The organism is Amycolatopsis sp. NBC_01480, assembly GCF_036227205.1.
In the GTDB taxonomy this organism is placed as follows: Bacteria; Actinomycetota; Actinomycetes; order Mycobacteriales; family Pseudonocardiaceae; genus Amycolatopsis.
Map to the genome: position 1 here is coordinate 769,733 of NZ_CP109442.1, position 14,264 is coordinate 783,996.

The 14,264-nt window shown below is 64.4% G+C and carries 13 protein-coding genes; 4 read left to right on the plus strand and 9 right to left on the minus strand.

Annotation, left to right across the window (positions count from 1 at the left end):
• Nucleotides 1-28: 28 nt before the first annotated feature.
• Both OG371_RS03685 and OG371_RS03690 read left to right on the plus strand, forming a co-directional pair.
• A complete protein-coding gene (locus OG371_RS03685; RefSeq protein WP_091629089.1) occupies nucleotides 29-865 on the plus strand; it encodes a GP88 family protein in 837 nt (278 codons plus the stop codon).
• Between the two features lie 46 nt (nucleotides 866-911).
• Nucleotides 912-3,413 (plus strand): type IV secretory system conjugative DNA transfer family protein, encoded by a 2,502-nt coding sequence (locus OG371_RS03690; protein WP_329072904.1) that lies wholly within the window; start codon nucleotides 912-914, stop codon nucleotides 3,411-3,413.
• Between the two features lie 352 nt (nucleotides 3,414-3,765).
• Here the strand turns inward: OG371_RS03690 and OG371_RS03695 are convergent, their stop codons facing one another.
• Entirely contained in the window at nucleotides 3,766-4,404 is a 639-nt protein-coding gene (locus OG371_RS03695; RefSeq protein WP_143086492.1) for a hypothetical protein, read from the minus strand.
• A gap of 191 nt (nucleotides 4,405-4,595) precedes the next feature.
• On the opposite strand from OG371_RS03695, the gene OG371_RS03700 reads away from it, so the two are divergent.
• Together OG371_RS03700 and OG371_RS03705 are read left to right on the plus strand one after the other, a co-directional pair.
• Nucleotides 4,596-5,648, plus strand: coding sequence for a replication-relaxation family protein (locus OG371_RS03700; protein ID WP_329065538.1), 1,053 nt, complete (start codon nucleotides 4,596-4,598; stop codon nucleotides 5,646-5,648).
• Between the two features lie 8 nt (nucleotides 5,649-5,656).
• The gene (locus OG371_RS03705) at nucleotides 5,657-6,655 is read left to right on the plus strand and encodes a C40 family peptidase (protein ID WP_091629096.1); all 999 of its coding nucleotides are present in this window, start codon (nucleotides 5,657-5,659) and stop codon (nucleotides 6,653-6,655) included.
• 9 nt (nucleotides 6,656-6,664) lie between these two features.
• Here OG371_RS03705 and OG371_RS03710 read toward each other — a convergent pair whose 3' ends face one another.
• The 8 genes from OG371_RS03710 to OG371_RS03745 all read right to left on the minus strand — a co-directional run bounded on the left by OG371_RS03710 (nucleotide 6,665) and on the right by OG371_RS03745 (nucleotide 13,914).
• On the minus strand, nucleotides 6,665-6,961 hold the full coding sequence (locus OG371_RS03710) for a DUF802 domain-containing protein (protein WP_091629098.1): 297 nt from the start codon (nucleotides 6,959-6,961) through the stop codon (nucleotides 6,665-6,667).
• A 165-nt stretch (nucleotides 6,962-7,126) separates the two neighbouring features.
• Nucleotides 7,127-7,468, minus strand: coding sequence for a hypothetical protein (locus OG371_RS03715; protein WP_091629100.1), 342 nt, complete (start codon nucleotides 7,466-7,468; stop codon nucleotides 7,127-7,129).
• 52 nt (nucleotides 7,469-7,520) lie between these two features.
• Nucleotides 7,521-8,216 (minus strand): hypothetical protein, encoded by a 696-nt coding sequence (locus OG371_RS03720; RefSeq protein WP_091629102.1) that lies wholly within the window; start codon nucleotides 8,214-8,216, stop codon nucleotides 7,521-7,523.
• Nucleotides 8,217-8,662: 446 nt separating this feature from the next.
• The gene (locus tag OG371_RS03725) at nucleotides 8,663-9,142 is read right to left on the minus strand and encodes a hypothetical protein (protein WP_091629104.1); all 480 of its coding nucleotides are present in this window, start codon (nucleotides 9,140-9,142) and stop codon (nucleotides 8,663-8,665) included.
• A 109-nt stretch (nucleotides 9,143-9,251) separates the two neighbouring features.
• Nucleotides 9,252-9,974 (minus strand): hypothetical protein, encoded by a 723-nt coding sequence (locus OG371_RS03730; protein ID WP_091629105.1) that lies wholly within the window; start codon nucleotides 9,972-9,974, stop codon nucleotides 9,252-9,254.
• A 152-nt stretch (nucleotides 9,975-10,126) separates the two neighbouring features.
• Entirely contained in the window at nucleotides 10,127-11,695 is a 1,569-nt protein-coding gene (locus tag OG371_RS03735; RefSeq protein ID WP_329065545.1) for an ArdC family protein, read from the minus strand.
• Nucleotides 11,696-11,802: 107 nt separating this feature from the next.
• The gene (locus OG371_RS03740) at nucleotides 11,803-12,651 is read right to left on the minus strand and encodes a DUF7192 family protein (protein WP_329065547.1); all 849 of its coding nucleotides are present in this window, start codon (nucleotides 12,649-12,651) and stop codon (nucleotides 11,803-11,805) included.
• Between the two features lie 75 nt (nucleotides 12,652-12,726).
• On the minus strand, nucleotides 12,727-13,914 hold the full coding sequence (locus tag OG371_RS03745; protein ID WP_091629109.1) for an AAA family ATPase: 1,188 nt from the start codon (nucleotides 13,912-13,914) through the stop codon (nucleotides 12,727-12,729).
• Between the last annotated feature and the right edge of the window lie 350 nt (nucleotides 13,915-14,264).

The window sequence follows — 14,264 nt, forward strand, 5'->3', positions numbered from 1 at the left end:
TCCCGACTTTCGTTTCATGAGGTGAGGTATGTCTTCTTCCACCACCGTCTCCGGAGTTCCGGCGCGGCCGGGCCGGTTGCTGACGCAGAACCGGGAAATGCGCGCAATCGGTGTCTGGAACTGGACGCTGCCCGCGCTGGCCGCCCGGCTGCCCGACGGCCGGACACAGGTGACCTGTCCCGCAGCCTCGGCGTGCGCCCGAATCTGCTACGCCCGCAACGGAACCTACCTCTTCCCCGCGGTGAAAGCGAAGCACACCGCCAATCTCGCGTATGTTCTGGACGACCTGCCCGGGTGGGAAGCCGCCATGATCAGCGAGTTGTCGGCGCCCCGCTTCGCCGGGACATTCATCCGAGTGCATGACGCCGGGGATTTTTTCTCTGATGCCTACACCCTGGCGTGGCGCCGCGTGATGAAAGCGAGCCCACAGGCGACGTTTTACGCCTATACCAAGGAAGTCCGCCGGTTCAAGCGGTTGATCGAGCCCGACCCGCCCGGGAACTTCCTGTGGGTCTACAGCTACGGCGGTCGCGAGGACTCCGCCATCGACCCTGATCGGGACCGGGTCGCCGACGTGTTCCCCGATGCCGACGCGATCGCCGCGGCCGGGTGGTCCTCGCAGGAAGCCTCCGACCTGCTGGCAGTGCTCGGCCCCCGGCTGGTCGGGGTGACGGCAAACCGCATCCCGCAGTTCCTCAAGCGCATGGGCGAGCGGCGGCTCTCCGAATGGCAAGCCGAGATCGACGCCAAACGGGCACGCACGCGGCGCAGTCACCTCCGGCTCGTGCCCGGCGACCGGCCCACCTCGGCCCCTGCGCCCGGAAGCCGTCCGGGACCGGACGACGCCGAGCGCGACGCTGCCTGAACCCGCAGCCTCCTTCGGACTTTCCCTGCGCGAGAAGAGGTTCTTGATGTTTCCTGCTCAGTCTGTCGTCGCGCAGGCGGGGATGCTCGCCTCGCCGGTGCAGGACTACCTGCGCGATCCCGCTGGCGCGGTGCGCGCGGTGGTCACGGCGCTGCGGGACGTCGCGGTGTCCTGGGGCCCGGTCGCCGGCCCGGTCCTGGTGCTCGTGGTGACCGGTCTCGCCGTGGGGCGCCGGTGGTGGGCGCGCCGGTGCCATGACCGGATGGCCGCCGACGCCCGGGTGGTGACGGTGCTCGCCCCGCCCGCGGTCGATCCGGACGGTGCGGCGGCCTTGTACTCCAATTTGGTCGGGCTGCTGCGGTCCGGGTGGAAGCGCCGGATACACGGTCAGCCGCACGTCGTGTGGGAGTACGTGTTCTCCCACGCCGGAGTCGCGTTGCGGCTGTGGCTGCCGGGTGTGGTGCCGCCCGGGATGGCCGAGCGCGCAATCGAGGCCGCCTGGCCCGGCGCGCGTACCCGGACCACTCCGGCCAGACCACCGATCCCGCTGTCCCACCCGCCGGGGAAGTCGGTCGAGGCCGTGGGCGGCGAGCTGCGCCTGGCCCGCACCGAAGCCCTGCCGATCCGATCCGGCTTTCCGGTCGACCCGGTCCGGGCGCTGCTCGGCGCCCCGGTCGGGCTCGCCACCCACGAACGGGCCGTCGTGCAGATCCTCGCCCGCCCGGTCACCGGCGCCCGCGTCGGGACCGCGCGGCGGGCGGCCCGCCGAGTCCGCGCTGGCCGCTCCGCGACGCCGGCCGGGCGGGTGCTGGACCTGCTCACCCCGCACACCGGCTCCCGCACACCCCGCGCCACAGCGACGAAGCAGGTCGTCGATCACCAGACCTCGCTCGAAACCTCGGCGCAGGACCGGGTCATCGTGGCCAAACAGCGTGGCTCCCAGTACGAAACCCGCATCCGCTACGCCGTGGCCACCCTCGTCCCCGAGCACGCGACCAGCACGGAAAGAGGTCCGGTGCGCGAGCACCTGCGCGGACGCGGCCACGCCATCGCCAGCACGTTCGCGGCCTACACCGAGCACAACTACTACCGCCGCGCCCGCCTGTCCCACCCCGTGCAGGCCGTGGCCGAGCGGCGGCTCGGCTCCGGTGACCTGCTCTCGATCCCGGAACTGGCCGCGCTCGCGCACGTCCCGACCGACGAAGCGGTGCCCGGGCTCCAGCGTGCCGGGGCGAAAGCGGTACCGCCGCCGCCGGGCATCGCCACCGAAGGCCCCGGGGTCAAGCCGATCGGGATCACCGACTCCGGCCACTCCCGCCCGGTCGGGCTGCGCGTGGCCGACGCCCGCCACCACCTGCACATCATCGGCGCGACCGGGTCAGGCAAGTCCGAGCTGATGGCCCGGATGATCCTCGACGACGCCGACGCCGGCCGCGGCCTCGTCGTCATCGACCCGAAGGGTGACCTGGTCGCCGACGTCCTGATGCGCCTGCCGGTACGGCTCGGGGAGAAGGTCGTGCTCTTCGACGCCGACAGCCGGTCCCGCCCACCGGTGCTCAACCCGCTCGGCGGCGCCGACACCGCCCGTGCCGTGGACGACCTGGTGTCGATCTTCTCCCGCATCTACGCCTCCAGCTGGGGGCCCCGCACCGAGGACATCCTGCGCTCCGGGCTCCTCACCCTGCGCGCGCTTCCCGGTACACCCGTCCTGACCGATCTGCCGAAACTCCTCACCGTCCCCGCGTTCCGGCACCGCGCACTCGAACAGGTCTCCGACGACATCCTCACCGGCTTCTGGACTTGGTACGACGACCTGTCCGACGCCAGCCGGGCCCAGGTCGTCGCACCCTTGATGAACAAACTCCGCGGGCTGCTGCTCCGCCCGTTCGTGCGGGCCTCCCTCGCCGGCGGCGAGTCCACCGTGGACATGAGCGCGGTCCTCGACGGCGGGATCTGCCTGGTACGCCTGAACAAGGGCACGCTCGGCACGGACACCGCCCGGCTGATCGGGTCGATCATCGTCGCCCGCACCTGGCAGGCCGCCATGCAGCGAGCCCAGATACCACCGCGCGACCGCCGCGACGCGGCGTTGTACATCGACGAATGCCACAACTTCCTCAACCTCGCCTACCCGCTGGAGGACATGCTGCCCGAATCCCGCGGCTACCGGCTGGCGCTGATCCTCGCGCACCAATTCCTGCTCCAGCTACCGGCACCTCTGAAAGAAGCCATCTCCACCAACGCCCGCTCGAAGAACATCTTCGCGGCCTCACCCGAAGACGCACGTGACCTCGCCCGGCACACCGCGCCCCGGATCTCCGAACACGACCTCGCCAACCTCGGCCGCTACCACATCGCCGCACGGCTCGTGCTCGACGGCGAGGAAGCACCCCCGTTCACCGCGGTCACGGAGAAGCTCCCGCCCGCGATTCCTGGGCGCAGCAAGAAGATCCGGCACCTCGCACTAGTCAACACCGATCCGCCGTCCGCGCCGGAGCCCGTAGAGCACGTCCAGCCGGCGGCGTTCGACCCCCGCCGCGCAGCGTGACACCACCACGCGCTTTTCCTTTGCCCGCAAGCACCTTCTCACCCGGCCCGGACTGGTGAAGGGACGGTATTCCAACACTGCATTATTCTCTGACCTCGCCTGTCCTTGGCATGAGCGCGATGCTAAGCCCGACCATGGCGGCCTCGGCGTGATCGTCGACGCCTTCAGGAAGCGCGCCGACGCCGTACGGTTGCTCCGACTGCCAGCGGTAGCTCGCCCTCGCGGCTTCACCGAAGCCCCGCCACTGGATTGCGGTCGGCGAACCGAGCAAACCGGTCCGGTGCTGCGGCCTCGCAGCGCCGACCCGCGCCCGAACTGGGCCACCGTCCCACTCACACCATGTCGATATCCGTTACTCCCACCAGTCAGGGCAACGATCAGCTGGATCGTGGTTGGAACACGACAACCCATGGAGCATCTCGATCGCGAACACCGTGGATGACTGCTGCAGCGCCAGATCGTGACTCAACTCCCGCTCGTCACACGATTCGTTGCCCATCGTGGTGATGACCGGCATCCATTCGCCACCACCGGTGGCGTACTCAGCCCAGGTGTAGCCAGTGTCCACTCTGTTGTGGACAGCATGGTTACGTCTCTTCTGAGCTTTGCGTATCTGGCGTACGTGTGACTGCCAAGCGACCTTGTTATGGTTCGAAAGCTTGTCCCAAATTTTCTTCAGCAGTGCACCAGCCATCATTTTCCCAGGTTTTGCCAGTGGATCCAGCTTGCGCAGGATGCAGCCGAGCACGGCCTCGGTTTCAGCCGCTTGGGCCATGATCAGACCGCGAAGCCGTTGCATGGCGGACGTGTCAAAGCCGCCAGGCTCGCCGCGTCCGTCCTCGCTAGGTCGCCAGTAGATGTCATTGAGGATGTCCGACCACTCACGTAGCTGCTCACCGAACTGAGGCCTCTGAAGGTCCCGCCAGTCGCCGGGTGGCGAGTCGTCACGTAGATCATCCCATTCCGGCGGCACCGCCTGCTGTTCTTCCACACGGACAGTATGACCTGATCGTCATCTCAACGCCACTGAAATAACGACTGATAAAGGGTCGATGTTCTGCGAATGATTCCAGCATTCCGGTGTCCGGCTAAGGTGCACGCTTGTCATGTCAGCCTGGCCAGCAAGTACAGCGACTTCTTCATCTTATCCAATGCTGCACCAATGCAATTCCGCTCATTTCCTTGGAGGTATCCGTCATCGTGGTCAGCAATCCCACCCCGCAGCGCCAGTTGCGCACCCACCGGCCGGAACGCCCGGTGCAGCGTGTGCTCAACTCCGCCGAGCACCATGCGTGGCTGGCCCGGCATCTCACCGACCGCGACCGGTGGCTGTGCCGGATGCTGTTCGAGCACCACGTGCTCACCAGCACCCAGATCATCGACATCGCCTTCACCGGCCGCCGCGCCGCGAACCTGCGCCTGCGCAACCTCTACCAATGGGGCGTGGTGCACCGGTTCCAGCCGCACCGCGACCGCGGCTCACACCCGATGTACTACGTCCTCGACACCGCCGGAGCCGTCGCGCTCGCCCGCGAAGACGGCATCGACCCCAAGGAGCTCGGCTACCGCCGCGAACGCGAGATCGGCCGCGCCTTCTCCCTGCAGCTCGCGCACACCGTCGGCTGCAACGGCCTGTTCACCACCCTGGTCCACCAGGCACGCCAGCCCGGCGCCGCTGGACAGCTGATGGCCTGGTGGTCGGCGGCCCGGTGCGGGCGGCACTGGGGCGACATCGTCACCCCGGACGGCTACGGCCGCTGGCGCGAGGCAGGGCGGGACGTCGAGTGGTTCATCGAGTTCGACTTCGGCACCGAGCCACTGTCCCGCCTGGCCGGCAAGCTGGCCCGCTACGAACGCCTGGCCGGCACCACCGGCATCACCACCCCCGTGCTGATCTGGCTGCCCAGCGCCGCCCGCGAATCCAACGCCCGCCGGGCATTGGCCGAAGCGCTGCGCGGACTCGACCGGCCTGCCCGGGTACCGGTGGCGACCACCAGCGGCGACGCCGCCGCCGACCCACTCGACATGACCGCGCCCCGCTGGCGACGGGTCGACGAACCCGGCGCCGCCGGGCGGGTGACACTCGTCGATTTGCCCGCGCGCTGGCCTGAACTGCGCTCTTCGGCGCCGGGCAGCGGGCAGCGTCCAACGGGCGTCAACCCGGCCGCCGAGCGCCAGGACCTAGCGCCGCCCTCGCCGATGCCCCCGCCCGATCCCGTACAGCCCTGGAGGTGACAGGCGCGATGGGCAGGATCGCCGCGGCCGGGGCCTCGTTAGTGTTCGTGCTCATCCTGCTCATCGGCGGCGGCACGATCGCCGTCGTCCAGGCCGTCTTCGGCAGCTCCGGCGGGAGCGCGAACTGCGCTCCCGCCGTTGCGACCGCGACCTCGGCCGCCGGATACGGCCCGCAGGAGATGACCAACGCCGCGACGATCGTCGCCGTCGGCAAACGCATGAACGTCCCCGAACAGGGCTGGGTCATCGCCATCACCACCGCGATCACCGAGTCCCAACTGCACAACCTCGACCACGGCGACCAGGACAGCGTCGGGCTGTTCCAGCAGCGGCCCTCGCAAGGCTGGGGCACCGTCGCCCAGATCATGGACCCCGCCTACAGCAGCGAACAGTTCTACCGGCACCTGCTCGCGTCGCCGAACTGGCAGACCATGCCCGTCGCCGAAGCCGCCCAAACCGTGCAGCGCTCGGGCTTTCCCGACCGCTACGCGACAAATGAGCAGACCGCCCGCCAGATCCTCGGCGCCGTGCAAGGCGCGACCTGCAGCACCAGCGACGCCACGCCTATTCCGGTGACCGGCCCGGCGAAGATCGTCATCGACGCGGCGCGCTCGCAACTCGGCGTCACTTACGCCTGGGGCGGCGGCACCGCCACCGGGCCCAGCCGCGGCATCCGCGACGGCGGCGTCGCCGACCAACACGGCGACTACACCAAGATCGGCTTCGACTGCAGCGGCCTCACCCTGTTCGCCTACGCTCAAGCCGGAATCTCCCTGCCCCACCAAAGCGGAGGCCAATTCAACGTAGGTACCCGGATACCCCGATCGGCTGGCCTGGCCGTGCTGAATCCCGCAGACCTCGTCTTCTACAGCCCTGAGACCATCCACCACGTCGGGATCTATCTCGGCAACGGGCAGATGATCAACGCCTACGAATCCGGCACCGTGGTCCGGGTCCAGCCCGTCGACCTGAGCGAGTACGCGGGTGCCGTCCGGATCTTGCAGTGAGACGATCAATCACCCGATGATCTCGATGGAGTCGATCCGTCGTGTGTGATCAACATCGTCGTGTTCGAACGTGCACAAAGGCTCACTGAGGACTTCGGGATTCTCGTGCAGCATCTCCCGCAGTTGCTGCGCTGTTGCGTCGGTGGCGGCCTGCTGGCGGGAACATGCGGCCTCCCAGAGCTGCGCCACCATCCGGCCTTTCGCGAGCGGGTCCGGCACGAACAACTCCCGGGCTTCATCCACGGTCAGTGTCATCTCGAAGGACTGCATGAACGTCCACGAGATAAGGAAATCCGGAGTACTCATCAGTCTCTTTCCTATCGGGGCAGTGGGTGTGGTCCGGTGCGGGGACGACCTCGCTTGCCCGTCCCCACACCGGATGCGTGCTTTGCTGTTCATGAGCTGGAAGTTGCCAGTAGCCGAGGCCGCGAGCGAGTGCGCTTTACTGGCAGGGCTTCGCGCTCGGGCCGTTCACTTGTCACTATCGATGCGAAGGAGTTCGGCCAGCGCCAGCGGTGGCTTCTGCACGGGCCGCGGGGCCGCCGTCAACGTCTCTGCGTTGGCGGCGGTGTGGAGTGCGTCCAGCTTGCGGCGAACGGCGCTGAGTGACTTGTACGGATGGCCCATGGATCCGTGGTCTTGCGCCGCCTGGCTCTGCAGAGAGCACACCAACATCAACGCTTCTAATGGGCTCATCTCGAAGACGGCTGTAGTCGCGGTGAGTCGCACAGTGGCAGCCTGCTTGCTGGTCATCGTTTCTTTCAGCGCGGCAATGTTGCCCTTGGTCAGTTTGGTGAGTTTCACTTCCGACATGACATTTCTTCCTTCTATTTTCCGATTGTCGTCATAGGTTTACTGATCCGAGTTACATCGGCCTACGCATCCATTCGAATGAGGCTCCGATGGAGTACCGGCCGTCGTCATCGGCGGAGATCCGGGCAGGCAGGTAACCGTCCTCACAGGTCGACTGATAATCGATCTGCACGACGTTGTCGCCGTCCCAGTAGGCGTCGTCGAACCCATCGGAGTTGTCGTTGATCCAGGCCACGACAGCCTCCGCGACCGGACGTCGGAAGCGTGGGCATCCGGCCTTGCTCCACCCACAGCCAGCTGAGGGCAGCGCGGGAAAGGCAGGCTCAACGCTGTCGATGGCGACCAGGATTTCATCGTCCTGCGGTGTAAGCCGTGCAGAGTCGGCCTGCGCCGCGGCATCGACCCGCGGGCCAGGGGTCGGCACAGTGAGTTCCCAGCACCATCGGCGGTAGCCGATCGCATAGCGGCCGTTCTCGTCGGGTTCGATCCGTTCCGGCCGGTGCCCTTCAGCCTCCAGAACGGTCAGCACCTCGCCGTCGAAGCTGGCGGTGTCTGGCCATTCGTCGGGATCCTGCGCGTGCATCGCGTTGATACACGCGGCCACAGCCTCAGCGACCGGACGTCGGAACCGAGGCACGGCGAAGCCGTTCCACCGCTGATGGTCGATAGCAGCCGGGAACGCCTGCGTGGCGTCGTCGAGCGCGACGTACACCTCGCCGTCGACGGCGGGAATACTGGGCGTGTACATAACAAATCCTTTCCATTATTATCAAGTGGCATTACAAACAGGCATAATGCAGGTATTCACCAGAAGTAATATTTCTCAAATTCGCCGCATACATTCGGACTTAAATCGACGATCCACAGATCCACACGGGAACGAATCAAAGACGCATTGCAAATGCATTCGAATCAAGATCAGCGATACTGGGCAATTCGTGCCGCGATGACACCCGAGAAATTCCGCAGCATCGTCTTCGTGACCTTTGCCTGCAAACTGGACATTCACCGCGCCAGTGAGGCGCGTCGAACCGAGGTCGGCCGGGCCGTTCGCCGAGATCGGCACTAGCCTGCGTCGGTCCGGACCGGTTCGTCACCGACTGGCCTGACGTTAGCTGTGTGGTTTGTCTGCGTATCGAGGAACGGGCAGCAGGGAGTAGCTGGTCATAGACGGCACCGCCAGGGCTACCGTCGTCACTTCGAAGCGACGGACTTCGTCAAGATGTCTCGAAGAGTCTTCTCAGGGAGGCCGACCGCCTTGCCCATTCGTTGTGTGCCCCAGTCCGGCCGAGCGGCAGACAACTCGGCGACTGCCGCGTCTCTGGCCTGCTGGTTCTCTCGCTCGTTGTCCTTGACTTGCGCCGTCCGGGCTCGGAGGGTCTTGTGCATATCCCGGCTGGCCTTCCACCGGGCTACCGCGCGGGCGCATCGCACGACTGCATCGTCGTCGGAGTCCCCCGTCTCGGTCGGCATCTCCGTCTCGACTCCGACGAGTTGGCCAGCCCGCGCGAGCCTGAGCAGCAGGTCGACCTGTTCCCGGACGGAGGACTGCAGCTCCGGCAGTTCGTCCCCGCTGTACAGCGCCTCCACCGAGGCGCCACCCCCGCCGACGATGAACTCCCGGCATGCTTCGATGACCGCCTGAACCTCCGGCGTCAGCTCCAGCGGTTCCACCGGGTCATCACCTGCGCTTCCCTGTCGCCGCATGTCCTTGCGGCGACCCCGTCGCCGTGTCGGTCGTCGAAGTGGTGACGCTGGCCGGGTCGTCGGTTGTTCGCCCTGTTCAGCCCACTTCGGGTGACACGTTAGCCGGTCCGGGGTGGTAGGCGCCGCCGGGCGTGCTGCGTAGCTGTCCATCCCGCACCATCCTCCGGCATGACTGCTTGACCCGGTCAGCGCCGAGGCCGAGACCGGCGGCGATCTCGGTCGGTGTTCCGCCGGGGTGCTCTCGAACCCACGTTGCGATCTGCTCTCGCGTCCGCTGCGGCTTCGGCCCGGTCTCGTCCTGCAGCTCGCTGGCGTTGTCTCTGGTGTTCGCCGGCGGCTCGTCGCTCCTGGATGAGCGCTGGTGCCGATTGATCAGGTCGGACTGGGCCGGCGGCAGGCTCGTGAAGCCATAGTGCCCGTGCTCGAGACACCAGCGGCGGCGTTGCTGGTCGTACTGCAGCAGGTGCGTGGCGTACGCCAGGCCTTGCTGGGTCACGGCCAATGCGGAGGCGTTGAAGCCGGGCCCTCCGGGTGTGCAGAACGCAACCTCGACCACCGTGTGCCCGTCCACCTGTTCCGGCACCGCCAGGCGGAAGCCGACCACGTCCTGACGGTCGCGCGGCCGGGGCTCTGGTGGCCCGACCTCCACGAGCATCTCCAATTCTGATGTCTGCGCCTGCGTCACCCACTCGAAGAATTCGCTCAGCTCAGGGTAGGAATCCTTTCGGAGTGCGCTTTCGGCCAGCTCGACGATGTCAATGGCGTCGTCGGGCGTCTCGTATGAGTTGGTGTCGTCCATCGTTGTTCCTCCCATACCTGGTGTTCTGTGTGGCCGCGTGTTCCGTGTGGCCACGGCACGCGTGCATCAGCAGGCGGAGATGCACGCGACCGTGAGCGGCACGGCTTAGCTCCGGTGTCGTAGGTGGCTCTGTTGGTGCGGCACGCACGGCGCTACTCGTCCGAGTTGGATTCCTGTACCGCACGGATGATCTGGTGAGCCGTGGATGTCACCCGCTCGGCGGCTTCGGCAAACAGGTCGGTGTTGCCGTGCGCCCAGCTGGCGACGTCAATTCGGTCATACGACGCGGTGTCCAATCCAATGGCACCGGCCGCGAGTAGCGCCACCGACTGCGCCTGGGCCTCCATCTGGCCGCGGTGTAGTCGGTACTCTTTCGCGTCGTCGACGTGATTGAGCAGGATGTGCGCCAGCTCGTGGAGTGCCGCGAGCGCGGCGGCCGTATCGTCCAACGTGTCGCACACCCACACCTCGCGCGCGGCCGGATCCGTGTAACTGTCTACTCGGCCGGGTGGCCCACCTACCACGTTGTATCCGGTCGCCCGGATCTGAGCGGCAACCGCTTCCCATGCACCTGCGATCTCCTCGTCGGTGGCCAGGACCTGCGCCCCCGCGCCTGCCGGGGCCTGTTCCCCCTCGGTCTGGCTGATGTCGAATCGCGGGGACGGCCGGACGCCGCGAATCGTCATGCGCGGCTTGCCGTCGCTGTCGAAACCGCCCGGGCCTTCCTCCAACGCCTCCTCCACCGACAGCCGGTACTTGATTGGCTCGAAGATGTAGAGCGCCTTCTCGCCGGTCTTGGGATGGCGCCCGAGCCTCTTCCAGGCTTCAAAGGTCTTCACCATCGACGGGGTGAATCCGCGCTCCGCAGCCTGCAAGGTAATCAACATGAGGTTGTTGAAGCTCCAGCTGGCCCCGAAGCCCTGTGCGGTACGCAAGAACGCCGTCCAGCGCTCACCGTCTACCATTTCGGCGATGCCCGCCTCAAGCTTGCCAGTCAGCGCGTCGACCCGATCTTGACGCTCCTCCGGCGTCAGGCGCTTACGCCTCCCCTTCTGCCCCTTCGCCGCAGTGTCCGGTGACTCCGGCTCACGAGGGGCGGGTTCAGGAGAGGTATCAGGGCGCGCCGCCGGTTCGACCGGCGCCGGAACGTCTGACTTGCTCAGCGCAGCGACAGTATCGGCCATTGCCGGTGCAAGGGCTTTCGGCACCTTCACCTCAAACTTCACGTCGCCGCCGAATTTCCGGACCTCGACAGAGCCGCTGACGCCGTCACCGTATGAACCGAAGTGAACGTTGTTCTGATCATGGCTGTGAGTCCGGCCGTCGAGAGCAACCGACATGGTCTCACGCATCGCGGCGTGTTCAGCGTCTCGGGCGTCACTCTCCGCCTTGTCGACACGCGCCTTTCCGAGCGCCTCCATTACGTTCGGAAGCAATCGCCGCCGGAGCTCAGCTGCGACGTCCCGACTCGTCCGATCCCGGGACACGCTGATCATGAGGCCACTCCGGACGAAGCGCCTCAAGTCACCTGTGACCGCTTCGGACAGAAACAGCCGGTTGTTCCCGGACTTCTTGTGATGGTCCGTGCCTATGCGGATTCGGATATCCTCCGGTCCTTGAAGGTAGGCGTCACTAGCGTCAGCCATGTAGCCGGGCTCTGCTCTCCATTCCTTGCCCAGTTCTACCGCGATAGAAGTTGCTACATGAACCACATTAACCATCGAAGAAATTCCTTTCATCTACAGCGAGAATTTAGGAGGTGCATGCACAGTGAAGGAACCATGCAGACAAGGACCACACAGCACCGACACGGCGCGAACACTTCCTCTCAGTCTTCCAAGATTCCCAGCAGTCGCAGGTAACCGAGTAACGCTTCCTGAACATTCGGAACGTCCACCTCAGAACGGACAGACGGAAGATAGATCGCCCCATCGGGGAGGTCTTCCTTAGGGTCGGCAGGTAGGCCGTATTTACGTCCTATATCCAGCGGCCCATGAAACCGCGATGGAATTTCGTGCATTGCAGGCAAAACTAGCGCACGAAGCATCGCCGGGTGACAGAATGCGAACATTATAAACGCTGGATCTACCGCATCATTCGACCCCTTAACCTGCACTCGGAATCGCCCGGAAAACTTTCCTTCATGACTCTTCTTTCCCTCACTGTTAATACTCACATCAGCCCACAGCTCTGAAGAAAATCCGAGTTTCGACAGCGCGAAAGCCAAAGCTGCGATACCATGGCCGCGCTTTTTGATACTGTCGACGGAAACGACGGAACTATACGCAACCGAAGCACAGAGCACGATTACGCGACCCGATCGCGTGGTTGGAACAATCTCATAGTTGATCATGTTTTCTGGCTCTTTCGCAAGATATCTCCCCACGTCAACCTCGCAACCTGCAACATCCCATATCGAGCGGAATCCTGTAAGATCATGCTCGCGGTCCACTAGGTCAACCGATTCCGCCGCAATCTCCATGGCATCCTCGGCTTCACTAATCCAACCTTCAGAGGCAAGTTTTCGCACCTCTTCACGGGAGTTGACTCCGTGCCAGTCCTCTCGAAAGTTGCGACCTTTCAGGAACACGTCGAGATAACTTAGCCCCACCTCGGCCATTTCGGAAATCGAGTCGTATACATATTCTACTTCATTCGATAGCTGATTTACACGCATTGATTACACCTCTTAAGGTAGAATCCGAATAATCGACGTAGAGTGCGGTACTTAGCTTGACCGAACTGGCCAGCGTCAGCACGCGGCGCGGAGCTTGTTCCAATCTTTTTCTCCCATGCCGCGATGCACACGGGACTCAACCGCCGCGTCCCAGGTTTTTCCAGCGGCAAGCAGGCGGCACATGCCAACGCTTGCACGGGGCGAGATGACAACCGTCATGGCGCTCTCTTCAGCGTTTTTTCGCAAGCGTCGGACGTAGTCGAGGACTTCGAGAGCTTTTTGCTTGTCAATCCCAGTAGCCAAGCACAACGACTGCTCTAGGGCTTCATCTACTCCTATTGTTTCGATGGAAAAGCGGTCAAGGGTAGCCGCGTCGACCTGCTGGCGTCCAACGTACGCACGGTCCGGGCCGCGCCCATAGGTGTTGGCCGACGCCACACAGCGAAAGTCAGGGTGACGTTTGACCATTTGATCCGGGAACGCCATGTGGCCATTCGCCAAACTTGCATTGATCACCGCGAGCACACTTGGGTGCCCGTTGTCGAACTCGTCGAAATGGAATACTCCACCGTGCTCGAACGCTTCCCGGAAAAGCGACCTGACGTACTCACCCTCAGCCTGCATATACCCGATAATTTGAGAGGCCGCAGTCATTGGAGAAAGACTGATTGAGTAGTAAGGAATGCCGATGCTTTCCGCCGCTTGCTCCGCAATGGTACTCTTACCGGTACCCGCCGGGCCGACCATCAGCACATGCTCGCCCGCAAGCAGGTCGGTAGTCACGTCAGCAAGCTTTTCGTGAGAATTTGGAATGATCCTACGCTCGCCGGAAGCTCGCTCCACTACAGTACGCGTCGGCACGATGATGTTATCCATCTCGGATTTGATCATTGCGGCAACCTCGTCCCGATCAACTTTCGGAGCAAGACTCGCCACCAGCGATTGAAATGCAGCGAAGGCGTCACCCGCAGGAGCAGACAGGGTAGGAACAGGGGTCGACACAGCTTTCTCCTCGTGCTCGTTGGCCGGTACGGCACTAAGCTTGTTGGGTGCTTTTTCTTCCACCGCACCCGAGGTGGTGACATCGTCTCCAGCACACTTGTGCAGTGTCCCGGCGGCGCCGATTAGCACCCACTTTCCGGAAGTATCGCAGTCCTCGCAATGGTCGCCGCCCTGCTCCGTGTCATGAGCCCAGTAAAGCGACCTGTTGCCACATTTCTTGCAACCGCTCCTTATTGTTCGCCTTGAATGCTTGACCAGCATCGTAGATCATCTCCTCACGGCTTTTCTTGGCGACTTTTTACTTTGTGCTCGCTGCCGGAATTGAACCGGTCTGCAGCCTGATAAGGCAGAGGCTTCCTAGCCAGCGGCACCCGGCCAAATGGCGGCCGATAGTTTAGAGTGTCCAATACGCGCCTGGCTCTTACTCACGTCGCGCACCTGTCCAGACCTACGGAGTAGCCGTGTTTACGGTCCGCTTGGCTTTCTATTTGCGCTGTTGGTGCTGTCACCGCCGACACGTGAATCATTCACCAGGGATGGGCACTTCGTTCTCAGCGTTCACGCCTGGTCTCACAAGCCGGACAAGTCGACGGCATGAACCATGAGCGGGA